Genomic DNA, 21,201 nt, shown 5'->3' with positions numbered 1-21,201 from the left:
CGCCTGATGGCTTGCAAAAAAAATCCCCGACCTAGGCCGGGGATGTTTTATTGCTTGAGGATCAATCTTCGCGGTAGCGACGCAGCTTGAGCTGCTTGCCAGCGACGCGAGTGTCCTTGAGCTTGGTCAGCAGCTTCTCGAGGCCGTCTTCCGGCAGCTCGACCAGGCTGAAGCTATCACGCACCTGGATGCGACCAATGGCATCACGCGCCAGGCCACCTTCGTTGAGGATCGCGCCCAGCAGGTTCTTGGCAGCGATACCGTCACGTGCGCCCAGGGCAGTACGGCAGCGTACGCGGCCTTCTGCCAACGGCAGTGGCGCACGACGCTCGCGGTCGCCACGGTCCGGGCGCTCGCCACGTTCGGTGCGCTCGCCACGCGGGGCGAAGCTTGGCACCAGGGGCTGTTCGCGTTCTACCGCTGCCAGGTCCAGGGCTTGGCCATTGGTGGCCTTGCGCAGCAGGGCAGAAGCCAGCGCGCGAGCGCTGCAGCCCAGGTCGGCGGTCAGGCGGTCGAACAGCTCGCCGTGGGTGGCTTCGGCTTCGGCAACCAGCGGCGCCAGGCTATTGGTCAGCTTCTTGATACGGGCATCGAGCACCGCCTGGCCGTTGGGCAGGCGCGCTTCGGCGACTTTCTGACCCGTCACGCGCTCGATCACCTGCAGCATGCGGCGCTCACGCGGCGTCACCAGCAGCAGTGCGCGACCTTCGCGACCCGCACGGCCGGTACGGCCAATACGGTGCACATAGGACTCAGGATCGTACGGCATGTCGACGTTGAACACGTGGGTGATGCGCGGCACGTCCAGGCCACGGGCAGCGACGTCAGTGGCGACGACGATGTCCAGGCGGCCATCCTTGAGCGAGTCGATCACGCGCTCACGCTGGTTCTGGGCGATGTCGCCGTTCAGCGCAGCAGCCTTGTACCCCTTGGCTTCCAACGCGGCAGCCAGGTCCAGGGTAGCCTGCTTGGTGCGCACGAAGGCGATCAGCGCGTCGAACTCTTCGACTTCCAGCAGACGCAGCACGGCCGGGATCTTCTGGTCGGCATGCACCATCAGGTGAGCCTGATCGATCGCGGTGACGGTCTGGGTCTTGCTCTGGATCTTGACGTGCTTGGGCTCACGCAGGTGACGTTCGGCGATCGAGCGGATCGACGACGGCAGGGTCGCGGAGAACAGTACGGTCTGACGCGTGGCCGGGATGGCATCGAAGATCACTTCGAGGTCGTCCATGAAGCCCAGCTTGAGCATCTCGTCGGCTTCGTCCAGTACCAGGTACTGCACGGTCGACAGGACCTTCTCGTCACGACGCAAGTGGTCGCACAGACGGCCTGGGGTGGCGACGACGATTTGCGCGCCGTTGCGAATGGCGCGCAGCTGCGGGCCCATCGGGGCACCACCGTAGACGGCCACGACGTTCACGCCCGGCATCTGCTTGGCGTAGGTTTCGAAAGCGGTTGCAACTTGCAGCGCCAACTCACGGGTTGGTGCCAGGATCAGGGCTTGCGGCTCGCGCTTGCTCACATCGATCTTGTTGAGGATCGGCAGAGCGAAGGCAGCGGTCTTGCCGGTGCCTGTCTGCGCCTGGCCGATCATGTCGTGACCGGCGAGGATGATCGGGATCGATTGCTGCTGAATGGCCGACGGCTCTTCATAGCCGGTGGCCACGACAGCGGCAACAATGTTCGGATTGAGATCGAGAGCGGCGAAGCCGGCGATTTCCTGGGTCATGGGTCTGCCTCTAGAGTGCATCCGCAAAGACCCATGCTCCAAAGCTGCACAAGCCATGAAAGACCGACAGGTCACCCAGGCAGCTTTGGCGGCGGGGATTTGCGAAAACGATTGAAAAAGATACTTGGGAAGGTCCGCCTAGCGGACGTGCAGCCGAAGCTGAACTCGGAGGATTTGCACCGCCTGATTTTTGAGGCCCGCTAAAAGACCGGCGCGTACTATACCTGAAATCGAACGGGGCGGGAGGAATTTTTTCAGGCCGCGGGGTTTGAGGGCGCTGTCGGTGGGCAGCGGCTGAAACGATACATCTTTTACACCTGCAGGGGCGTTGTTTTGGTTATCGCCAAGTGACTGGAACGCTGCGGTCAAACCACGAAGCCCTCTGTATGGCGCGCGGGGCCGCGCAACGGCCCCTTGCAATTTCATCCAATCCCTGCGGCTCAACTGGCCGGCCGAATGTCCTTGATCAACCCGTCCAGGCTATACCCCAGGCGTGGCGCCAGGGCCTCGGCCCGCGCCCGCAGCCCCGCCATGTCCAGGGTCTGCTCCAGGTCGGCTGGCACCAGCACGATCACGTTGCCCTCCTTGACCGGTAATTCCCAGTAATGGCGGTGGTACAACCCGCGCAGCAATGCCGCCCCAAGCGGCTTGCCCTCGTCAGTGGCCCACTGGTTGATCACCAGCCAACCACCGGGGTTGAGGCGTTGCTGGCAGCCCTCCAGAAAATTCCAAGCCAAATGCCCGACGCCAGGCCCATGGTCGGTATAAAGGTCGACGAACAACAAGTCGGTCGTTTCCGCAGTCGGCAGCAATTCGACCGCATCGCCGATGCGCACATATAACCGCGGGTCATCATCCAGGCCAAGGTGCTCCATGGCCAGGCGTGGCACATCTGGGCGCAGCTCGATGGCCTCGATGTCTTCGAGGGGCAGAAACTTCATGCAAGCCTGGGTCAGGGTTCCGGCGCCCAGCCCCAGGAACAGCGCACTTTCCGGCTGTTCATGGCAAAGCGCCCCTACCAGCATGGCGCGGGTGTAATCGTACTCCAGCCAGCTGGGGTCCGCCGTGAACACGCAGCTCTGCTCGATGGCGTCGCCGAATTCGAGGAAACGGTAATCATCCACCTCGTACACGCTGATGACGCCAAAGGCATCCTCCACGCGTGCCAGCAACCGCTCCTGCCGTTGCGCCACCATGTGCAAATCACCCCCGCAAAAGCTGCATTGTCCGTCAACACCCGTGCTGCAACAAGCACGGTGCCAGCTGTTACCATGGCTGCCAGCCTGCAACCTACATGACCGAGCCTGAAATGACCCAAACGTGGAGCCCTGACAGCTGGCGTGCCCTGCCGATCCAGCAACAACCCATCTACCCTGACGCTGCGCACCTGCACAAGGTCGAGCAAACCCTGGCCAGTTACCCGCCGTTGGTGTTCGCTGGCGAAGCCCGCGAGTTGCGGCGTCAGTTCGCCGAGGTGACCGAAGGCCGGGCGTTTCTCTTGCAAGGTGGCGACTGTGCCGAGAGCTTCGCGGAATTTTCCGCGGCCAAGATTCGCGACACCTTCAAGGTGCTGCTGCAAATGGCCATTGTCATGACCTTTGCCGCCGGCTGTCCTGTGGTCAAGGTAGGGCGCATGGCCGGGCAGTTCGCCAAGCCTCGCTCGGCCGGTGACGAGACCCTGGGCGGCGTTACCTTGCCCGCCTACCGTGGCGACATCGTCAACGGTATCGGCTTCGATGCCAAAAGCCGCATCCCCGACCCCGAGCGCCTGCTGCAGGCCTATCACCAGTCCACGGCCAGCCTGAACCTGCTGCGCGCTTTCGCGCAAGGCGGCTTCGCCGACCTGCACCAGGTGCACAAGTGGAACCTGGACTTCATCGCCAATTCGGCGCTGGCCGACAAATATCACCAGTTGGCCAACCGCATCGACGAGACCCTGGCGTTCATGCGCGCCTGTGGCCTGGACAGCGCACCCCAGCTGCGCGAGACCAGCTTCTTCACGGCCCACGAAGCCCTGCTGCTCAACTACGAACAGGCTTTCGTGCGCCAGGACAGCCTGACTGGCGACTACTACGACTGCTCCGCGCACATGCTCTGGATCGGCGATCGCACACGTCAGCTCGACGGCGCACACGTGGAGTTCTTGCGTGGGGTGCACAACCCGATCGGGGTCAAGGTGGGCCCGAGCATGGAACCGGAGGCGCTCATCCGCCTGATCGACATCCTTAACCCCAGCAACGATCCAGGGCGCCTGAACCTGATCGTGCGCATGGGCGCGGGCAAGGTCGGGGACCATTTGCCGGGGCTGATCCGCACGGTCGAGCGCGAGGGCCGCAAGGTGCTGTGGAGTTCGGACCCGATGCATGGCAATACCATCAAGGCCAGCAGCGGCTACAAGACCCGCGACTTCGCCCAGATCCTGGACGAGGTGAAGCAGTTCTTCCAAGTTCACCAGGCCGAAGGCAGCCACGCAGGTGGTATTCATATCGAGATGACCGGGCAGAACGTCACCGAGTGCATCGGTGGGGCCCGCCCGATCACCGAGGACGCCTTGTCGGATCGCTACCATACCCACTGCGACCCTCGGATGAACGCCGACCAGTCGCTGGAACTGGCGTTCCTGATCGCCGAGACACTGAAGCAGGTGCGCCGCTAAGCGGCGCTCCGAAAAAGGCAAGGCAGGGACCTCGCTGCGCTCACTTGCACAGCGGGTCGTCCCAGAAGTGCCGCTCGCTTTCCTGATGCGTATCGGCCCTGCTCAAGCCCAGGTCGTGGAGCATGGCGTCGCTCAGGCTGGCAAGCTGCTGGCGCTGGCGGTGCAGCTCCAACCACCGGATCACGCGCCCCCAGGTCGCTTGCCACAACGTCCTTGACGACACAACTGAAGCCTCTGCGCAACTGATCGTACCTTTCATCGTGAAGCCCTCCGTTATCGATGGCTTCAGTCTCACGCGCCGATTAAGATCAATCCAACGAATGTTTCTGATGCCATGCATCTCGGAGATTGATGCAATGTCCCAGTACCAGAGTCTCGACGCCGACGTGCTGCGTACCTTTGTTGCCATCGCCGAGCAAGGCGGCTTTACCCGTGCCGGTGAGGTGGTCAACCGCACCCAATCGGCCGTCAGCATGCAGATGAAGCGCCTGGAAGAAGATATCCTTCAACGGCCCTTGTTCGAACGCGAGGGGCGGCAAGTGCGTTTGACCGCCGAAGGACAGGTATTGCTGGGGTATGCCCGGCGCATTCTCAAGTTGCACGGTGAGGTCTTCAACACCCTGCGCATGCCGCACATGGTGGGCCTGGTGCGTATCGGTACGCCGGACGACTACGCCATGCGTTTTCTGCCGAGCATTTTGTCCAGTTTTGCCAAGGCCTACCCCTTGGTCCAGGTGGAAGTGCACTGCGACACCTCACGCCAGCTGATGCTACGCAAGGACCTGGACCTGACCATCGTCACCCGTGAGCCCGGCAACGAAATCGGCCAACTGCTGCGCCAGGAGCGGCTGGTATGGGCTGCGGCCGAGGGCTTCTGCCCACACGAGCAGCGCCCCATGCCATTGGCATTGTTCAACACCGAGTGCTTCTGCCGCGCCTGGACCTGTAACGCACTGGAAACCCAGGGCATCGACTACCGGGTGGCCTACACAAGCCCCAGCCTGTCGGCCATTTTTGCTGTGGTCACCGCAGGGCTGGCGGTGACCGCCCAGTTGCAGAGCCTGATCAGCGGCAATCTGCGGGTACTCGGCGAAGCCGAAGGCTTGCCTGAATTGCCGCTGGCCAACGTCATGCTGGTACGTGGCGGTCAGTCACCCTCCCCCATCACCGATTGCATGGCGCAGTACATCATCGAAGGGTTCAAGTGACACGCCTGCGGCTACAGTTCGAAACCAAGCATGACCGCGCAGACCACCAGGAAAACACAGAACATCGCCCGCAGCGCCTTTTCCGGCAGGGCGTGGGCCAACTTGACGCCCCAACTGATGCTCAATAGCCCGCCCGCCGCAAGCGGGATACCGACGCTCCAGTCCACACTGTGGTGCACGCCGTAGGTCACCAGGGTGACCAACGTGCTTGGCGCTGCCAGCGCCAGTGACAACCCTTGCGCGACCACCTGGGTTGCGCCGAACACACTGGTCAATATCGGCGTGGCGACGACCGCGCCACCGACGCCGAACAACCCGCCCATGGTCCCGGCGAAGCTGCCGAGTACGCCAAGCCAAGGCCAGGGATGACGCAGCTCTGTACTGGCAGGGCTGACTTTCATGAACATCCTGGCCACGTTCCAGATCGCCAGCGCCACCAGAAAGCCCACAAAACCCAGGCGCATGGCATGCGCGTCCAACCCCACGGCCCAGATCGACCCCAGCCAGGCGAACACGAAGCTGCACAAGGACAGCGGTAGGGCATGCCGTAGCTCGATGCGGTTGCGCTGGTGATAGCGCCATAACGCCAATAGCACATTGGGCACCACCATGACCAACGCCGTGCCCTGCGCCAACTGCTGGTCAAGGCCGAACAACACGCCAAGGGCCGGAATGGCAATCAGGCCGCCACCGATGCCGAAAAGCCCACCCACGGTTCCCAGGGCGACGCCCAATACGCCGTACAGCACCCACTCGATCATCAGATTTCAACTTTTATCGTGCACAGGGACCGTCATGCTAGCGGCTGTGTGCTGGCAGCGAAACGCACAGCCACGCACAATGGCTGTGCGTTTCCTGCAAAAGCGGACTTGGCCATGAACCCTGATACATTGACCGATCAATTGAGCTTGTTTCTCGATGTACTGGAAACCGGGAGCTTTTCCGGCACGGCCCGGCGTCATCCACTGACGCCGTCAGCGGTTGCCCGGCGCATCGATAACCTGGAGCGCGCCCTCGGCAGCCGCCTGTTCAGCCGCAGCACCCACGCTGTGCGGCCGACGCCTGCGGGCAATGCGTTTGCCGAACGCGCCAGGCACGTCATAGATGAGTTGCGCCTGGCCCGGGCCGAAGCGGTGTCGTTGAGCAATGCCCCGGAAGGCTTGATACGCCTCGATGCACCGGCGGCCTTCGGGCGCCGTCACCTGGCCCCGGCGATCGCCGATTTTCTGGTGGCCTACCCTGGCCTCGATGTGCAGTTGCGCTTGATCGACAGTTTCGTCGACATGCACGGCAGCCATTTAGGCGAAGTCGACCTGGTATTACGGGCAGGTCCGCTGGCCGACACACGCCTGGTGGCGACACCCCTTGCCGACATGGTGCGCATCGCCTGCGCCAGCCCCGCCTACCTGGCGGCACGGGGCGTGCCCAAGTGCCCCAGCGAATTGCCTGGCCATGACGGCCTGGACTGGGACGGCCTGGCACCCCCGTTCGCCTGGCGATTCGAGGTAGACGGCCAGACACGTCTGTACCGGCCCTCGCGCATGCGCATGGTTGCCAACAATGCCGAAACCCTTCTGTTCGGCGCCTTGGCCGGGCTGGGAATCGCCCATTTGCCTACCTGGCTGATCAGCGAATATCTGTTGCGTGGGGAATTGATCGCGCTTTTTTGCGACGCCGGCCTGCCCCAAGCGGAGACGAGCGGCATTTATGCACTTCGCCTTGAACATGAAACGAACTCTCGCAGCCGATTGCTGCTCGAATTTCTCAAGAGCCGCTTTAGCCCGGTCCCGCCGTGGGATTTGGCACTGCGCAGTGAATTACGCTGGTAGTAAGCGTACCCCACCATCAGCGTGCTAGTTTCTTATTCAACGAATTCAAGGACCTGCATGAACGCCGATAACAAAGCCTCTGGCGCCGAACTGCTACTGGAGAACCAGGTCTGCTTCGCGCTGCATTCCACCTCGTTACTGATGACGAAGGTGTACAAGCCCTTGCTTCAGGCCCTCAACCTGACCTACCCGCAATACCTGGCGATGCTGGTGTTGTGGGAGCACGATGGTTTGACCGTGGGCGAAATCAGCCAGCACTTGCTCACTGACCCAGGTTCACTGACGCCGTTGCTCAAGCGCCTGGAAAGCGAAGGCCTGCTCAAGCGCACCCGCAGCCGTGAAGATGAGCGGGTTGTGCTGGTGCAGCTGACGGATAAAGGGCGCAAGTTGCACAAGCAAGCCGAAGAGGTGCCTCAGCTGATTCTCAAGGCCAGTGGGCGCACTCACGAGGGGCTGCAAAAGCTGCAAGCCGATTTGCTGGCACTGCGCGAGAGCTTGCAGAAGACGTTGTGAGGGGGGGCTAACTTGGGCTGGAGCGGCGCTACCGAGGTGCGGTGGCGTAGAAATCCACGCTTGCGTGTGCTCAATAGTTGGGGCCGCTTTGCGGCCCCACAGAAGCACCAGGCAGTAGCGGTGCTTCAGGCTATCCAGGAAGCATTACTTCTTGGAACGACCCTTGAAGCTGTTGTCGCGGGTGTCGATGTCGATCCACTCGTCGATCTGGATGAAGTCGGCCACCGAGATCTCGGTACCGTTCTTCAGCTTGGCAGGCTTCATGACCTTGCCCGAGGTATCGCCGCGCGCAGCGTTCTCGGTGTAGACGACTTGACGGCTGATGGTGGTCGGCAGTTCTACCGAGACCAGGCGGCCTTCGAAGAAGACGGCTTCACAGACATCTTCCATGCCTTCTTCGATGTACGGCAGAACGGCTTCGATGTCTTCGGCATTCAGCTCGTACATGGTGTAGTCGCTGGTGTCCATGAAGGTGTATTCATCACCGTTGATGAACGACAGGGTGGCTTCCTTGCGGTCCAGGATCACGTCGTCCAGCTTGTCGTCCGCACCGTATACGGTTTCGGTCTTGTAGCCGGTCAGCAGGTTCTTGAGCTTGGTCTTCATGATCGCGCTGTTACGGCCCGACTTGGTGAATTCCGCTTTCTGAACCAGCCACGGGTCGTTGTCGATCCGCAGGACGGTACCGGGTTTCAGTTCTTTACCAGTTTTCATTACGCAGTATCCGAATCTGGATGGATTTATAAAAATCGAGGCCGCATATCATAGCGAATTTCCACAAAAGTGTACTAGCGCCTTGGCAAGGTCCGGCCCAGCGGCCTGCTGGGCAGCCCAGCAACGGGCATGCTGGTGCAACTGCGCCCAATGCGGGCGGGCTGCGCGCCAGGCCTGCCCCATGTCCTGATCCCTGTTCCAGGCACGCCATAACCCGAGTAGGGCCGCTTGCGCCTCGTCCGACAAGCCGCGTCGATAAAGCGCCAGGAACGCTTCGAGTTTTTCCCAATGCGCGTTTTCTTCCTGCACGTAGATGTGCCAAAGCATGGGCTTGGCCGCCCACTGGGCGCGAACGAAGGAATCCTCGCCTCGTACGGCGTTGAAATCACAGCTCCACAACAGCCGGTCGAAATCGTCCTGACTGACGAAAGGCAACACCTGCACCGTCAATGATCCGCGCACATGCACATCGCCCGCCTCAAGGTGCGTTACCCCCAGCCACTGCCCAAGCCCGGCGATGCTTCGCCCTTGCGGTACCAGCACATGAGACGGCTGCGGGTCGGTGGCCAGCGCTTGCAGCCAGCTGGCAAGCTGCGGGTTCTCATAGGCAAATAGCATGATCAACAGGGCACCCTGCGCGGGCGTTACTTTCAAAGCCGCGAGAAACGTTGTGCGCGCTCGGCTGGACCGCTCGAAGGCATCACGCCTTGGCAACAGGTCATGCTCGCGAAGCAGCCCACCGGTTTTTTCGGTGAAGCCCGGGAAGAAAAATACCTTGCGCAGCCCGTTTGGCTGCGGTGACGGCAGCCCGTGACAGCCCTCCACCCATGGCTCGGCACTCAGGTATTCAAGGTTCAGCCACACAGGCGGGGTGTGGCGCGCTCGCATGGCCTGGACAAATGCATCCGGCAACTGGCAGGCGAACGCACCGATCACCACATCACCCGGCTCCACCGGCACCCAGGTAGACGACCACTGACGCACCTGCACACCTCGTAGCCATTGCTGCGCCGCAGTGGCGTCTGCGCCCGGGCACAAAGGCACGAAGGCATTGAGGTCATCAACCCACAGGCGCACGGCGACCTCGTGCTCGGCCACCAGTTGCCGAGCCAGGCGCCAGGTCACACCGATATCGCCGTAGTTGTCCACGACGCTGCAAAAGATGTCCCACGTGGCTGTCATGCTCGGCTCCCTAACCCGTGCCAAAGCTGCGGATTCTGCGCATAAATTGTCACCAAAGACAGCCGTGCGCGTAAAAATGCCAACGCGCATGCAACAATGCGCCAACGCCCACCTTGCCAGGAAGCAACCATGCCCCGTCGCCGCGAACTGACGATCACGCTCAAACCCTTGCCACTGATACTGAGCATCGCGCTGGGCCTATGGCTGGGCGCTGTGGCGATTGCTGCCAGCCTGTGGCTTGTGGACCAGCTGATGCCCACCCCGGTCGAGGCACCGGAGCCAGCCACCGCGCAGGACGCCCCCCGCGGCGCTACGCCGCCGACCTCGACGCAGCCACCGAACGCCCAGGCCGAAATGTTCGAGCGCTACAAGGACACGCTGCACAAGCAGCAACTGGAGCAAGCCGCCGAAGGCAACCCCCGCAACCTCAACACCCCCAAATGCCAGTTCTGGTTACAGCAGAACCGCACGGCCCCCACAGACAAAAGCCAGGCCAACGTGCTGGAGTTCTGTTACTGATCATGAACAAGGCCCACCTGATAGCGCAGATCATCGCGGCGCTCGAACACGACCTGGATGTGGTAACCCGAGCAGCGCAGAGCGCTTATGAAGCTGCCACTGCCGAAGAAAACATCGCCGAGAACAAGTACGACACGTTGGGCCTGGAAGCCTCCTACCTGGCCACGGGCCAGGCCCGGCGCAGCGCCGAGATCCGCCAGGCACTCCAGACCTACCGACAGCTGAAGCTGCGCGACTACGACCCTCAGCAAGGGGTGCAGGTAAGCCAGGTGGTCACCTTGGAAGATGAACAGGGCCAATGCCGCAGGCTGATCATCGGGCCCGAGGCGGCTGGGTTGAAGATCGTCCTGGGCGATGAGGTGGTCATGGTGATCACGCCGCGCTCACCTTTGGGGCAACAACTGATGGGCAAGCGCATTGACGAGGATGTCAGTCTCAATGCCACAGGCTGGACCCTCGTCGGGGTGATCTAGCGCCTGTGCTCAAGCGCCCCCAGGCGCTGCTCCATGAGCGCTAGAAAAGCCCGGGCGGCGGGTGTCGGGTGGGCGGACCAGATCGCGTACAGGTGCCGTACCGGCGCGTCGAGCAGTTGTACCCTGGCCACGCCGTCAAAGCCCTGGGCCACTCGCTCCGGCACCAGGCCGATCGCCATGCCGCGCTGCACGAACTTCTCCACCAGCCGCACATGACCGATCTCGAACTGCACCCGACGTTGCAGCCCTGCCGCCTGGAACGCTTCGTCGGTCTGCCGGCGCGCACCGGTGCCTTCCGGGAAATCCACCAGCACCTCCTGGACCAGGTCGGCAAGCGTCAATTGCCCGTGTCCGGCCAGGCGGTGGGTGGGTGGAAGCACGGCGACCAGCGCCTCCCGAGCCAGTAGACGATGCTGTACCCCCTGCACGCCCTCGCCTTCCCACAACCCGATGAAACCCACATCCAGGCGACGCTCGAGCACATCGGCGACCAACCGTTCGCTCTTGGCCGTGAGCCACCGTACATCCACATCCGGATAGTGCACGTGAAACTCGGCAAGCAGGTCGACCAGGTCCAGCGCCGTCAGCGAACTGATTTCACCGATGGTCAGCCGACCGCGGACCTGGCCACAGGCGGCGGCCACATCGTCGGCAATGCGTCGCGCGGCCTCCACCGCTGGCCGGGCGCTTAGCACGAACGCCTCCCCTGCCGGGGTCAACCACACCCGGCGCGAGGTGCGCTCGAACAGGCTCACGCCCAGCTGGCTCTCCAGCCTGGCCACCTGATGACTGAGCGCCGACTGCACCACATGGCAGCGCTCGGCGGCACGGGTGAAGCTGCCTGTCTCGGCCACCGCCAATGCATATTCGAGCTGCTTGAGATTCATGGATCAATCTGCTTTCAAGATGGATGGCGTGAGAACTATACATTGGTGTCATGCGTCGAGGGCGTCGATAATCTTCCCCACTTCACTGCCCGTCACGAGAACCACCATGCACACCCCAACCCTCAGCCGTGCCCTGATTCTGCTGATGGCCACGGCCACTGGCCTGGCCGTGGCCAGCAATTACTACGCTCAACCGCTGCTGCACAGCATCGCCCAGCAGTTCGGCTTGAGCACCGCCAGCGCCGGCAGCATCGTGATTGCCGCGCAACTGAGCTACGGGGCCGGCCTGTTGCTGCTGGCACCGCTGGGCGACCTGTTCGAACAACGCCGGCTGATCACCGTGATGACCGTGATCGCCACGCTTGGCCTGGTCATCAGTGCCTGTGCCCCCAGCCTGCCCTGGTTGATACTCGGCACCACATTGACTGGGCTGTTCTCCGTCGTGGCGCAGATTTTGGTGCCCATGGCCGCCTCGTTGAGCGAGCCCAATCAACGGGGCCGTGCCATCGGCACCCTGATGAGCGGCCTGCTGCTGGGCATTTTGCTGGCGCGCACGGCCGCAGGCTTCATGGCCGAACTGGGCGGCTGGCGCAGCATCTACGTGCTGGCTGCGGTGCTGATGGCGATCACGGCCCTGGCGCTGCATCGTAGCCTGCCGGAGCATCACAGCCATGCAGGCCTGCGCTATCCCGCCCTGATTGGCTCCGTGTTCCGCCTATTCATCGAAGAGCCGGTGCTACGGCTGCGCTCGCTGCTCGGCCTGTTGGCGTTCAGCCTGTTCGCACTGTTCTGGACGCCCCTGGCATTTCTGCTGGCCAACGAGCCGTATCATTACTCCGATGCGGTGATCGGCCTGTTCGGCCTGGCAGGTGCGGCCGGGGCGCTTTCGGCCAACTGGGCCGGGCGGCTGGCTGACCATGGCAAAGGCTCGCTGGGGACCACGGTGGGGCTGGTGGTCTTGCTGCTGTCCTGGGTGCCGCTGGGCTTTGCCGAGCAGTCCTTGCTGGCCCTGCTGCTGGGCGTGCTGATGCTCGACCTGGCCGTGCAGCTGGTGCATGTGAGCAACCAGAACGCGGTCATCGCGCTGCGCCCCGAAGCGCGTACCCGACTCAATGCGGGCTATATCACGTGCTATTTCATCGGTGGCGCCTTGGGGTCACTGTTGGGCACGCAACTGTTCCAGCGCCAGGGCTGGCCAGGGATTGTGGTGGCAGGCCTGGTGATTGGCGCGCTGGCATTGGTAGTGTGGTGGGTGGCAGCGCGTAAAGCCAAACCCGAAGCCTTGGTGCGCCAATAGCCGTGCCTACGGGGGCTGCGTGGTGCGCAGCCCCCAAGTCGGGGCTCCCAGGCTTTTGTCCGCGCCCAATACCTGAAGCGACTGATACTATGCGGCCTTTTTCACGGCCTGTGCCGCGCCTTCAGGAGCCCCACGCATGCCCCCGCGTCACCCTCGCCTGCCCTTTCGCCTGCTAAGCCTGGGCCTGGCCTTGCAATGCCCTGCGGTGTTCGCAGACCACGGGGTGCAACTGGACCCGCTTGAGGTGTCTGATACCTACGGCAACGACGGCTACCAGGCACGTGAGGCTGCCGTAGGCAGCTTTCAGGCTGCACCCCTGCTTGACACCCCGGCATCGATCAGCGTTTTCAGCCAGCCTTTGCTGGAGGATCGGCAGGTGCGCCTGCTCAGCGAAGTGCTGCAAGGCGACGCTTCGGTGGGGGAAAGCTACGCACCGGTCGGCTACTACGAAAACTTCAACGTGCGCGGCTTCGAGCTCAATGCCGCCAGCAGCTATCGCCTCAACGGGCATACCATGGTCGGTGAGCAGAACGTGGCCCTGGAGAACAAGCAGCAGGTGGAACTGCTCAAGGGTTTGTCGGGGCTGCAAAGCGGCGTGTCGGCGCCCGGGGGCCTGGTCAACTATGTGACCAAGCGGGCCGAGCCTGTGCGCCGGATCACGTTGTCCACCAACGCGCAGGGCGAACGTTACCTGGCCACCGACGTCGGCGGCTGGTTCGGCGACCAGCAGCAGCTCGGCCTGCGGGTGAACCTTGCGCATGAGGACATTCGCTCCTATGTCGCGCATGCCGACGGCCAGCGTGATTTCGCGGCGCTGGCCTTCGACTGGCAGATCAGCCCGAACGCCACCTTGCAGTTGGACGCCGACTACCAGCACCGCCAGCAGCGCTCGGTACCGGGTTACCAGTTGCTGGGCGGCACGCGCCTGCCCCACGACGTAGACCCTGAGAACCACCTTGCCTACCAGCAGTGGGCCAAGCCTGTGCAGAACGATTCGCTCAACCTGGGCGGGCGCCTGGAGTACCGATTCGGCGAGGCCTGGACAGGCACGGTCAGCGCCTCACGCAGCCAGGCGGTGATCGACGACTACAGTGCCTTTGCCTGGGGCTCTGGGGAAGGCGCCTTCTTCAGCAGCACCGGCGACTACGACATCTATGATTTTCGCAGCCCCGACGATACCCGGCGTATCGACGAGGCGCAGGCCACGCTCGATGGGCGCTTCGATGCGCTGGGCGTGGGCCACGCGTTAACCCTGGGCACCAGCGTCCAGCGCCGCACCTTGGACCAGCGTCCGTACTACAACGCGTGGCTCGGCACCGGCAACCTGGATGAAGCCGCGCCCGACCTTGCCCCCTCGGACCAACCCGTCGGCGCTCGCGAAAGGCGTCTGGATAGCCGCCAGTATGGGCTCTTCGTCACTGATCGGGTGACGTTCAGTGAACACTGGCAAGCCATCGTCGGCGCCCGGGAAGTGCGCCTGGATGAACGCACCTGGGATGAAACCGGCACCGCCGGGCGGCACACTCGCCAGTATCAACTGCTGCCCAACGCGGCGCTGGTCTTCAAACCTGCACCAGACACGACGCTCTACGCCAGTTACGCCAAAGGCCTTTCGGCGGGCGGCACTGCACCGTGGTTTGCCCGTAACGCTGCGCAGATCCTTGCGCCCACCCTCTCGCACCAGCTGGAAGTGGGCCTCAAGCATGACTGGGAGGCGCTGAGCGTGAGCGCTGCGTTGTTCCAGATTCGTCAGGCGTACCAGTACGCCCGCCCTGACGGCGACGGCGCTTTCACCTATGTGCAGCAAGGCCAGCAGAAAAACACGGGGCTGGAACTCGGGGCCAGCGGTTGGGTGACCTCCAACTTACAGTTGCAGGCCAGCGCGGCCGCCATTCATGCGCGGGTGGTCGGCAGTGGTACGGCTGAGCGTGAGGGGCACCAGGCCATCAACGTGCCAAGGTTCCGGGCAGCCCTGCAGGCGCAGTACACCCTGGCGGTGCCAGGGCTGGCGATACTGAGCGGGGTACGCTACAGCGCCCGCAAGTACGCTGATCATGCCGGCAACGTGGCGGTGGGTGGGTATACCGTGTTCGACCTGGGCGGGCGCTACCAGACGCGCGTCGGGGGGTATGACACGGCGCTGCGGCTGACAGTGGACAACGTCTTCGACAAGCGTTATTGGCGGGATGTGGGGGATTATCTGGGGGATAACTACCTGTTCCAGGGGGCACCGCGTACGGCACGGTTGTCGGCTTCGGTGAGTTTTTGAGTTGTAGTGGCTGAGATTACTCGCTTCGCAGCAGGAATCGCCGGGGCCGCGGCGATTACCGCTGCAAAGCTGCAGCCCGTGCCTCACACACCGTCGGCAGCCCCATCAATAAACACCCCAAAAACAAAAAGCCCCCATGCTTTGCAGCACAGGGGCTCTTCGTAGAATGTGGCGGTGAAGAAGGGATTTGAACCCTTGATACGATTTCTCGTATACACACTTTCCAGGCGTGCTCCTTCGACCACTCGGACACTTCACCGTTTCTCTTCAAGCCGTATGGCCTGTCGAGGTGCGCTAATTTAGTGAAAGACGTTTCCTTTGGCAAGCATTTTTTTCAGTTTTTTCATGCATTTGCATCTCGCCGTCGGCAGCGCCTGACTGGCCAGTCAGCCTTGCTGCTTTACCTGGCCTGCGCTGCTGGGTAACGTCGGCGCCACGCCAACAAAAGGACTCTGCCATGAGCGAGCTGATCACCTACCATGCCGAAGACGGCATCGCCACTCTGACCCTGAACAACGGCAAGGTCAATGCCATATCGCCGGACGTCATCGACGCGTTCAATGCAGCGCTCGATCGCGCCCTCGAGGCCCGGGCAGTGGTGATCATCACCGGGCAGCCGGGCATTCTGTCGGGCGGCTACGACCTGAAGGTCATGACCCGCGGCCCCAAAGAGGCCATCGCGCTGGTCACCGCAGGCTCCACCCTGGCGCGCCGCCTGCTGTCGCATCCGTTTCCAGTGGTGGTGGCCTGCCCAGGCAACGCCGTAGCCAAAGGGGCGTTCCTGCTGCTGTCGGCCGACTACCGCATTGGCGTCGAAGGCCCGTACAAGGTGTGCCTGAACGAAGTGCAGATCGGCATGACCATGCACCATGCCGGGATCGAACTGGCCCGTGACCGTCTGCGCCGCTCGGCCTTCCACCGCTCGGTGATCAACGCCGAAGTGTTCGACCCCCAGGGGGCGGTGGATGCAGGCTTTCTGGACAAGGTGGTGCCCGCCGAGCAACTGATGGAGACCGCCTTGGCTACAGCGCAAGCGCTCAAGCAGCTGAACATGCTGGCCCACAAGAACACCAAGCTCAAGGTCCGCAAGGGCCTGCTCGAAGCCCTGGACAAGGCTATCGAGCTGGACCAGCAACACATGGGGTGACCTCACCACCTGCACAGATCGACCAGAGCGCCTCCACCAGGGTTTGCCCCGGCCAGTGCACAGTCGTACACTGCCGGGCGACTGTCTGGTGTGAGTCGTACCATGCTTTACGTTCTTCGCATGTTCCTGCTGGCGCTGCATTTTCTCGCCGTCGGCGCCGTGGGGCTGATCATTGGCCTGTGCCGCCCGTTCAACCCCGACAACAGCCGCGTGTTCGCCCGGCTCTACAGCGTGCCGGCTACCTGGCTCATGGGCCTGAAGGTCCAGAAGCAGGTGGGGCCTTTGTGGGACCAGCCACCGGGCTGCGTCATCATCGCCAACCACCAATCCAACTTCGACCTGTTCGTCCTGGGCCAGGTGGTCCCGCAACGCACCGTGGCCATCGGCAAGAAGAGCCTGGGCTGGATTCCGCTGTTCGGGCAGTTGTTCTGGCTGGGCGGCAACGTGCTGGTCGACCGCAAGAACGCCTACCAGGCCCGCAAGGCACTGCAAAAGACCACCCGCGTCCTGCAGAACGACACCTCCATCTGGATATTCCCTGAAGGCACGCGTAACGCCAGTGAACAGCTATTGGCGTTCAAGAAAGGCGCATTCCACATGGCCATCGAGGCCGGGGTACCCATCGTGCCCGTGTGCGTGAGCCGCTATGCCCACCGGCTGAACCTCAACAGCTGGCGGCGCCGGACGGTGATCGTACGCTCCTTGCCTCCCATCGCCACCACCGGCATGACGCAACAGGACCTGCCTGCGCTGATCGAGCAGTGCCGCACCCACATGCAGCAGTGCATCGACCGGATGGAACACGAACTGCCCTGACCCGTTGCTCTCCCGCCCACTACAGCCCAAGCTGTAGGCCGTGTTCAACCACAAAAAAGCGGGCAATCATGGGGCGAGTCGTGGCAGCGGCGGTGTACAGCGCCGGTAGGAAGGTCACCAACATCAGTATCGATGAAGGCAGCGAATGGGCACGCAAGCCAGGCCACTTCGTCTGGATCGGGCTGGAGGAGCCCGACGCCGAAGCGCTGGCCAACCTGCAACGCCAGTTCAACCTTCACGAACTGGCCATCGAAGACGCTCTGGAGAAACACAGCCGGCCGAAGCTGGAAACCTTCGGCGACGCCTTGTTTATCGTCACCTATTCACCGGTACGCCAGCAGGGGCGGCTGGAGTTCATCGAAACCCACATCTTCGCCGGCAATGGCTACGTGATCACCTGTCGCAATGGCCATTCCAAATCCTATGCCCTGGTGCGCCAACGCTGCGAAGCGCGGCCGTTGCTGCTCGAACACGGCGAGGACTTCGTGTTGTATGCGCTGCTGGATTTCGTTACCGAAAACTACCAGCCGGTCAGCGAGGCGATTCATGGGGAAATCGAAGCGCTGGAGCAGAGCGTGCTCGGCGGATCCTTGCTCGAAGCCGACATCCGTCGCCTGCACAGCCTGCGACGCGATCTGCTGCGCTTGCGCCGCTACGTGGCGCCCATGGTGGAAGTGAGCGAGGAATTGCAGCGCCTGAGCTTTCCCTTCATCGACAAGAACATGCGCCCCTACTTTCGCGACGTCCAGATCCACGTCACCCGGCAGATGGAAGACCTGGCCGGGATTCGCGACATTGCCAGCCAGACCATCGAGATCGGCATGCTGCTCGAAGCGTCTCGCCAGAGCATCGTGCAGCGCAAGTTCGCCGCCTGGGCGGCCATTCTGGCCTTCCCCACTGCCATTGCCGGCATCTACGGCATGAACTTCCAGAACATGCCGGAGCTGAGCTGGCACTACGGCTATTACGTGGTGCTGGGGGTGATTGCGGCCGGATGCACAGGGCTGTTCGCCAGCTTCAAGAAATCCGGCTGGTTGTAACCAAGCAAGGGGCACCCGGCGCCCCTGCCCTGTCAGGCCGCGTTGTGCTTGCTGGTCGGTTGCTGGATGAAACGCAACATCCACTCGCCTACCACGTCACCCTGATGTTCGGTGGCTAGGCTGGCGACGGCCTTGTGGTAGACCTCATCGCCCAGATGCGCCTGTCGAGCGTCGAGCAGGGCCCGGGAGTAGTCATGCACGAACTCTGGGTGACCTTGGAAACACAGTACCTGATCGCCGATGCAATACGCCGCATTGGGGCAGAAATCACTGGATGCGATGACCGTGGCGCCTTTGGGCAATTCGGTCACCTGGTCCTGGTGACTGATCAGCAAGGTCAGCTCAGACACCTGAGGTTGCATCCAGGGTGCCCGTGCAGACAGTGAATAACGGTGCACGCCGACGCCCCAGCCCTGCTCGGCCCGCTCCGCCTTGCCACCCAGGGTCAGTGCCAGCAACTGGTGACCGAAACACACGCCCAGCAGCTTCTCACCCTGGTCATACAGCTTGAGCAGGTAAGCCTTGAGCGTCTGGATCCAAGGTTCGGAACCGAACGAATCGGCTTTGCTGCCCGTCACAAGGTAAGCATCGAACTTGAGATCCTCTGCCGGATATTCACCGTTCATGACGTTATACACGCTGAACTGTGCTGTGATCGGCTGACGGGCGAAGAGCTGCTCGAACATCCTGCCGTAGCCTTCGTACTGCGCCGTCAATTCCGGTCGCAGAACATCGGTTTCAAGGATGCAGATGCGTAACGACATAGGGATAGTCCTGAACGACATGGATGGAAAACAGCTATAGAGCGTGACGCGAAAGGCACGTACAAGCAAGAGGGTCGCGCAGACGAACGGTGCACGCCGGGTAGAGGCAGTACAAAAACAGCGAGCCTGTCTAGCTGAAGCCTATCAGCGCGATGGCTTGATGCTTTAAATCGAAATGCTTTATAGGCGTTGGTAGTTAGAACAAAGGGTTCTCAAGCCTGAATCGTGTACACCCTAATGTTGCAGGTATGTCCACATTCATGAGGCAAGCGGTGCAGGTGCCGGTAGGGGCCATTGCGATCGACCCGACGTGTGACAAGGAAGCCAACGGGTATTGAGGAATAACAACAAGAAGGCGGTCCGCCATGTTCAGACAATCGAAACTTCGCCAAGCTGGGCTCATTCTTTTCGCGACCACGCTGTTGCTGATACTGCCGAACCTGACACGGGTGTTCGGTTAAGGCCCGTGGTGGCGGGAGCAGGCTGCATAGCGGTAACCTGCTGGCCCCTGATGGCCGGAGTATCCCATGCGCCCATGCATTGCCTTGGCAGCCCTGCTGTCATGCCTGCCGCTGTCGGCGGCCCAACTGCACCTTGAACTGGGCACTGGCCAAACACAGTGGAACAGCGAACAGCTGCTCGCGCATTCCCAGGCCAAAGCGGTAGATATCAGCGAGGACGTTTCCTATAAGCGCCCCATGCGCTATCGCGCAGTACCCCTGGCGGTGCTGCTGGACGGTGTGGGGCCAGAAGACCATCTGCAGGCCATTGCAGCCGATGGCTTTGCGGCAGAAATGCCCGCTGGCCCTTTGCTTCAATCCGGCCCGGCGCAGGCCTGGCTAGCCGTCGAAGACCCGGGCGACCCATGGCCGCCCCTAAGCAAGGGCAAACCGAGTGCAGGGCCGTTCTACCTGGTGTGGACCGCGCCGCAAGCAAGCGGCATTCGCCCCGAACAATGGCCCTTTCAGATTTCCACGATCCGTAAGCTGGCGCCTGTCGAGCAGCGGTTTCCGGCGTTGCTGCCGGACCCGAAGCTGCCCAGCGGCAGTCCCGTGCGACAAGGCTTTGCACTGTTCCAGCAAAACTGCCTGGCCTGCCATCGCCTTAACGGTGCAGGGGATGCTCAGGTAGGGCCTGATCTGAACGTGCCGCATAACCCGACCGAGTACTTCCAGCCAGGTTACCTGCGCAGGCTGATTCGGGACCCACAAAGCTTGCGGCAATGGCCCCAGGCGAAAATGCCGGGCTTTGCCCCAAGTGTGCTGAGTGATAAGGAACTCGATGCGCTGCTGGCGTATCTGCGGCACATGGCCACGCGCAAATCCTGAGAAAATTGGGCCGCAGGACGGCCCAATGGCCTAGGCCGTGAGGCGCTCGTGCTTGACCCCCCACCCCTCCACTTCGCCGCCATAAGGCGTGACAACCTGCTCGAAGGCCTCCTCGAAATCGCCAATGCCACCGTGGGTGGCGAACATGATTTTACTGAGTTCCAGGTGCCAGGCACCGTCATCGAGCTCGGTCACCTGAGCGTTGAGCGATTCGCCACGAAACTCCCCGGCTGCGCGACGCGCAGCGGCTTCATCCGGGAAAACGGCATAGAACTCGATAGGGTGAATCTGGGTGAAATCGAAACCGCCTGCCTTCATCTGGCGCAGGACGTTGCTGCTGATATCGTCGTGTTGGCTGCTCATGAATCGTCCTCCTGAATAACGCAGTGGATAGACTTTCCGTGCACGGGCACCTGCCCCAAATCGTCGGGCAGTTCGAGCTGATACAAGACGCGGGTGGGAACGGTGCCGCCTGCGCAGCCGGCGGGCACCTTCATGCAGCGTAGTGCCCAGGCGGACGCTACGCAAACCGTGAATCAGGGCGCCTCTTCAATGCTGGTGATGGTGACGCCGCTGTGTTCTTTCAGCCAGCGCGCCGTGGGGGAAACCGCGCGATCCTGAAAATCGTTGAGGTCCAGCTCATCCATGACCGGGAACAACCGCGTGCGGATGGCACGGGCGGCGTCTTCCTCGCTGGGGCGATGTTCTGCCTGCAGCACGATCGAGGTCGGTGCGCCTTTCTGGTCGGCAAAGATGACTTCCCACTCTTTCATCGAACGAGCCCTCTCAATCAAACGACACCTTACGCGATGCCTGAATAACTGACC

At 62.3% G+C, this 21,201-nt stretch carries 22 protein-coding genes and 1 tRNA gene; 12 read left to right on the top strand and 11 right to left on the bottom strand.

What is annotated here, in order from left to right:
- Positions 1-61: 61 nt before the first annotated feature.
- A complete protein-coding gene (locus tag B2Y33_RS17895) occupies positions 62-1,732 on the bottom strand; it encodes a DEAD/DEAH box helicase (RefSeq protein WP_027914325.1) in 1,671 nt (556 codons plus the stop codon).
- A gap of 440 nt (positions 1,733-2,172) precedes the next feature.
- Positions 2,173-2,928, bottom strand: a complete 756-nt coding sequence (locus B2Y33_RS17890; RefSeq protein WP_027914324.1) for a spermidine synthase — start codon at positions 2,926-2,928, stop codon at positions 2,173-2,175.
- A 113-nt stretch (positions 2,929-3,041) separates the two neighbouring features.
- Between B2Y33_RS17890 and B2Y33_RS17885 the strand changes: the two genes are divergently transcribed.
- Positions 3,042-4,388, top strand: a complete 1,347-nt coding sequence (locus B2Y33_RS17885; RefSeq protein WP_206405681.1) for a class II 3-deoxy-7-phosphoheptulonate synthase — start codon at positions 3,042-3,044, stop codon at positions 4,386-4,388.
- 40 nt (positions 4,389-4,428) lie between these two features.
- Here the strand turns inward: B2Y33_RS17885 and B2Y33_RS17880 are convergent, their stop codons facing one another.
- Positions 4,429-4,647 carry a DUF1127 domain-containing protein gene (locus tag B2Y33_RS17880; protein WP_049696383.1) on the bottom strand — a complete coding sequence of 73 codons (219 nt, stop codon included), beginning with the start codon at positions 4,645-4,647 and terminating at the stop codon, positions 4,429-4,431.
- 97 nt (positions 4,648-4,744) lie between these two features.
- Here B2Y33_RS17880 and B2Y33_RS17875 point away from each other — a divergent pair, with 97 nt between their 5' ends.
- The gene (locus B2Y33_RS17875) at positions 4,745-5,596 is read left to right on the top strand and encodes a LysR substrate-binding domain-containing protein (RefSeq protein WP_027914321.1); all 852 of its coding nucleotides are present in this window, start codon (positions 4,745-4,747) and stop codon (positions 5,594-5,596) included.
- 11 nt (positions 5,597-5,607) lie between these two features.
- On the opposite strand, the gene B2Y33_RS17870 is transcribed toward B2Y33_RS17875, so the two are convergent.
- Positions 5,608-6,357 carry a sulfite exporter TauE/SafE family protein gene (locus B2Y33_RS17870; protein ID WP_059183215.1) on the bottom strand — a complete coding sequence of 250 codons (750 nt, stop codon included), beginning with the start codon at positions 6,355-6,357 and terminating at the stop codon, positions 5,608-5,610.
- A 114-nt stretch (positions 6,358-6,471) separates the two neighbouring features.
- Here B2Y33_RS17870 and B2Y33_RS17865 point away from each other — a divergent pair, with 114 nt between their 5' ends.
- Together B2Y33_RS17865 and B2Y33_RS17860 are read left to right on the top strand one after the other, a co-directional pair.
- The gene (locus tag B2Y33_RS17865; RefSeq protein WP_206405682.1) at positions 6,472-7,425 is read left to right on the top strand and encodes a LysR family transcriptional regulator; all 954 of its coding nucleotides are present in this window, start codon (positions 6,472-6,474) and stop codon (positions 7,423-7,425) included.
- Between the two features lie 57 nt (positions 7,426-7,482).
- Complete coding sequence (locus B2Y33_RS17860) at positions 7,483-7,938, top strand: MarR family winged helix-turn-helix transcriptional regulator (protein WP_145280441.1); 456 nt, start codon at positions 7,483-7,485, stop codon at positions 7,936-7,938.
- A gap of 144 nt (positions 7,939-8,082) precedes the next feature.
- Here the strand turns inward: B2Y33_RS17860 and efp are convergent, their stop codons facing one another.
- Together efp and earP are read right to left on the bottom strand one after the other, a co-directional pair.
- On the bottom strand, positions 8,083-8,652 hold the full coding sequence (gene efp / locus B2Y33_RS17855) for an elongation factor P (RefSeq protein WP_023535349.1): 570 nt from the start codon (positions 8,650-8,652) through the stop codon (positions 8,083-8,085).
- 48 nt (positions 8,653-8,700) lie between these two features.
- Positions 8,701-9,834, bottom strand: a complete 1,134-nt coding sequence (earP, locus tag B2Y33_RS17850; protein WP_206405683.1) for an elongation factor P maturation arginine rhamnosyltransferase EarP — start codon at positions 9,832-9,834, stop codon at positions 8,701-8,703.
- A gap of 129 nt (positions 9,835-9,963) precedes the next feature.
- On the opposite strand from earP, the gene B2Y33_RS17845 reads away from it, so the two are divergent.
- On the top strand, positions 9,964-10,353 hold the full coding sequence (locus B2Y33_RS17845; RefSeq protein ID WP_027914316.1) for a hypothetical protein: 390 nt from the start codon (positions 9,964-9,966) through the stop codon (positions 10,351-10,353).
- 2 nt (positions 10,354-10,355) lie between these two features.
- Positions 10,356-10,826, top strand: coding sequence for a GreA/GreB family elongation factor (locus tag B2Y33_RS17840; protein WP_206405684.1), 471 nt, complete (start codon positions 10,356-10,358; stop codon positions 10,824-10,826).
- Here the strand turns inward: B2Y33_RS17840 and B2Y33_RS17835 are convergent.
- The gene (locus B2Y33_RS17835; RefSeq protein ID WP_027914314.1) at positions 10,823-11,713 is read right to left on the bottom strand and encodes a LysR family transcriptional regulator; all 891 of its coding nucleotides are present in this window, start codon (positions 11,711-11,713) and stop codon (positions 10,823-10,825) included. The genes B2Y33_RS17840 and B2Y33_RS17835 overlap by 4 nt on opposite strands.
- Positions 11,714-11,819: 106 nt before the next feature.
- On the opposite strand from B2Y33_RS17835, the gene B2Y33_RS17830 reads away from it, so the two are divergent.
- Together B2Y33_RS17830 and B2Y33_RS17825 are read left to right on the top strand one after the other, a co-directional pair.
- Positions 11,820-13,010: an MFS transporter gene (locus B2Y33_RS17830; RefSeq protein ID WP_049696385.1), complete on the top strand. Its 1,191-nt coding sequence runs from the start codon at positions 11,820-11,822 to the stop codon at positions 13,008-13,010.
- Between the two features lie 136 nt (positions 13,011-13,146).
- A complete protein-coding gene (locus tag B2Y33_RS17825; RefSeq protein WP_206405685.1) occupies positions 13,147-15,279 on the top strand; it encodes a TonB-dependent siderophore receptor in 2,133 nt (710 codons plus the stop codon).
- A 169-nt stretch (positions 15,280-15,448) separates the two neighbouring features.
- On the opposite strand, the gene B2Y33_RS17820 is transcribed toward B2Y33_RS17825, so the two are convergent.
- Positions 15,449-15,538, bottom strand: a tRNA-Ser gene (locus B2Y33_RS17820).
- Between the two features lie 198 nt (positions 15,539-15,736).
- Between B2Y33_RS17820 and B2Y33_RS17815 the strand changes: the two genes are divergently transcribed.
- The 3 genes from B2Y33_RS17815 to B2Y33_RS17805 all read left to right on the top strand — a co-directional run bounded on the left by B2Y33_RS17815 (position 15,737) and on the right by B2Y33_RS17805 (position 18,282).
- A complete protein-coding gene (locus tag B2Y33_RS17815) occupies positions 15,737-16,426 on the top strand; it encodes a crotonase/enoyl-CoA hydratase family protein (RefSeq protein WP_027914311.1) in 690 nt (229 codons plus the stop codon).
- A 102-nt stretch (positions 16,427-16,528) separates the two neighbouring features.
- Positions 16,529-17,242 carry a lysophospholipid acyltransferase family protein gene (locus tag B2Y33_RS17810; RefSeq protein WP_027914310.1) on the top strand — a complete coding sequence of 238 codons (714 nt, stop codon included), beginning with the start codon at positions 16,529-16,531 and terminating at the stop codon, positions 17,240-17,242.
- A 68-nt stretch (positions 17,243-17,310) separates the two neighbouring features.
- Entirely contained in the window at positions 17,311-18,282 is a 972-nt protein-coding gene (locus B2Y33_RS17805; protein WP_023535321.1) for a magnesium and cobalt transport protein CorA, read from the top strand.
- Positions 18,283-18,314: 32 nt separating this feature from the next.
- Here the strand turns inward: B2Y33_RS17805 and B2Y33_RS17800 are convergent, their stop codons facing one another.
- Positions 18,315-19,046 carry an amidotransferase gene (locus B2Y33_RS17800; protein WP_206405686.1) on the bottom strand — a complete coding sequence of 244 codons (732 nt, stop codon included), beginning with the start codon at positions 19,044-19,046 and terminating at the stop codon, positions 18,315-18,317.
- A 527-nt stretch (positions 19,047-19,573) separates the two neighbouring features.
- Between B2Y33_RS17800 and B2Y33_RS17795 the strand changes: the two genes are divergently transcribed.
- Positions 19,574-20,374, top strand: a complete 801-nt coding sequence (locus B2Y33_RS17795; protein ID WP_028687840.1) for a c-type cytochrome — start codon at positions 19,574-19,576, stop codon at positions 20,372-20,374.
- Between the two features lie 30 nt (positions 20,375-20,404).
- On the opposite strand, the gene B2Y33_RS17790 is transcribed toward B2Y33_RS17795, so the two are convergent.
- Complete coding sequence (locus tag B2Y33_RS17790) at positions 20,405-20,737, bottom strand: ribonuclease E inhibitor RraB (RefSeq protein WP_023535326.1); 333 nt, start codon at positions 20,735-20,737, stop codon at positions 20,405-20,407.
- Positions 20,738-20,910: 173 nt separating this feature from the next.
- Complete coding sequence (locus B2Y33_RS17785) at positions 20,911-21,147, bottom strand: hypothetical protein (RefSeq protein WP_023535304.1); 237 nt, start codon at positions 21,145-21,147, stop codon at positions 20,911-20,913.
- Between the last annotated feature and the right edge of the window lie 54 nt (positions 21,148-21,201).

Source organism: Pseudomonas sp. UBA5666 (assembly GCF_002420785.1).
Lineage (GTDB): Bacteria > Pseudomonadota > Gammaproteobacteria > Pseudomonadales > Pseudomonadaceae > Aquipseudomonas > Aquipseudomonas fulva.
This window is presented reverse-complemented; position numbering and strand designations above follow the sequence as displayed.

Coding starts and splice junctions, on each gene's coding strand:
- B2Y33_RS17895 (WP_027914325.1), bottom strand. CDS start 1,732: ATGACCCAGGAAATCGCCGGCTTCGCCGCTCTCGATCTCAATCCGAAC.
- B2Y33_RS17890 (WP_027914324.1), bottom strand. CDS start 2,928: ATGGTGGCGCAACGGCAGGAGCGGTTGCTGGCACGCGTGGAGGATGCC.
- B2Y33_RS17885 (WP_206405681.1), top strand. CDS start 3,042: ATGACCCAAACGTGGAGCCCTGACAGCTGGCGTGCCCTGCCGATCCAG.
- B2Y33_RS17880 (WP_049696383.1), bottom strand. CDS start 4,647: ATGAAAGGTACGATCAGTTGCGCAGAGGCTTCAGTTGTGTCGTCAAGG.
- B2Y33_RS17875 (WP_027914321.1), top strand. CDS start 4,745: ATGTCCCAGTACCAGAGTCTCGACGCCGACGTGCTGCGTACCTTTGTT.
- B2Y33_RS17870 (WP_059183215.1), bottom strand. CDS start 6,357: ATGATCGAGTGGGTGCTGTACGGCGTATTGGGCGTCGCCCTGGGAACC.
- B2Y33_RS17865 (WP_206405682.1), top strand. CDS start 6,472: ATGAACCCTGATACATTGACCGATCAATTGAGCTTGTTTCTCGATGTA.
- B2Y33_RS17860 (WP_145280441.1), top strand. CDS start 7,483: ATGAACGCCGATAACAAAGCCTCTGGCGCCGAACTGCTACTGGAGAAC.
- efp (WP_023535349.1), bottom strand. CDS start 8,652: ATGAAAACTGGTAAAGAACTGAAACCCGGTACCGTCCTGCGGATCGAC.
- earP (WP_206405683.1), bottom strand. CDS start 9,834: ATGACAGCCACGTGGGACATCTTTTGCAGCGTCGTGGACAACTACGGC.
- B2Y33_RS17845 (WP_027914316.1), top strand. CDS start 9,964: ATGCCCCGTCGCCGCGAACTGACGATCACGCTCAAACCCTTGCCACTG.
- B2Y33_RS17840 (WP_206405684.1), top strand. CDS start 10,356: ATGAACAAGGCCCACCTGATAGCGCAGATCATCGCGGCGCTCGAACAC.
- B2Y33_RS17835 (WP_027914314.1), bottom strand. CDS start 11,713: ATGAATCTCAAGCAGCTCGAATATGCATTGGCGGTGGCCGAGACAGGC.
- B2Y33_RS17830 (WP_049696385.1), top strand. CDS start 11,820: ATGCACACCCCAACCCTCAGCCGTGCCCTGATTCTGCTGATGGCCACG.
- B2Y33_RS17825 (WP_206405685.1), top strand. CDS start 13,147: ATGCCCCCGCGTCACCCTCGCCTGCCCTTTCGCCTGCTAAGCCTGGGC.
- B2Y33_RS17815 (WP_027914311.1), top strand. CDS start 15,737: ATGAGCGAGCTGATCACCTACCATGCCGAAGACGGCATCGCCACTCTG.
- B2Y33_RS17810 (WP_027914310.1), top strand. CDS start 16,529: ATGCTTTACGTTCTTCGCATGTTCCTGCTGGCGCTGCATTTTCTCGCC.
- B2Y33_RS17805 (WP_023535321.1), top strand. CDS start 17,311: ATGGGGCGAGTCGTGGCAGCGGCGGTGTACAGCGCCGGTAGGAAGGTC.
- B2Y33_RS17800 (WP_206405686.1), bottom strand. CDS start 19,046: ATGTCGTTACGCATCTGCATCCTTGAAACCGATGTTCTGCGACCGGAA.
- B2Y33_RS17795 (WP_028687840.1), top strand. CDS start 19,574: ATGCGCCCATGCATTGCCTTGGCAGCCCTGCTGTCATGCCTGCCGCTG.
- B2Y33_RS17790 (WP_023535326.1), bottom strand. CDS start 20,737: ATGAGCAGCCAACACGACGATATCAGCAGCAACGTCCTGCGCCAGATG.
- B2Y33_RS17785 (WP_023535304.1), bottom strand. CDS start 21,147: ATGAAAGAGTGGGAAGTCATCTTTGCCGACCAGAAAGGCGCACCGACC.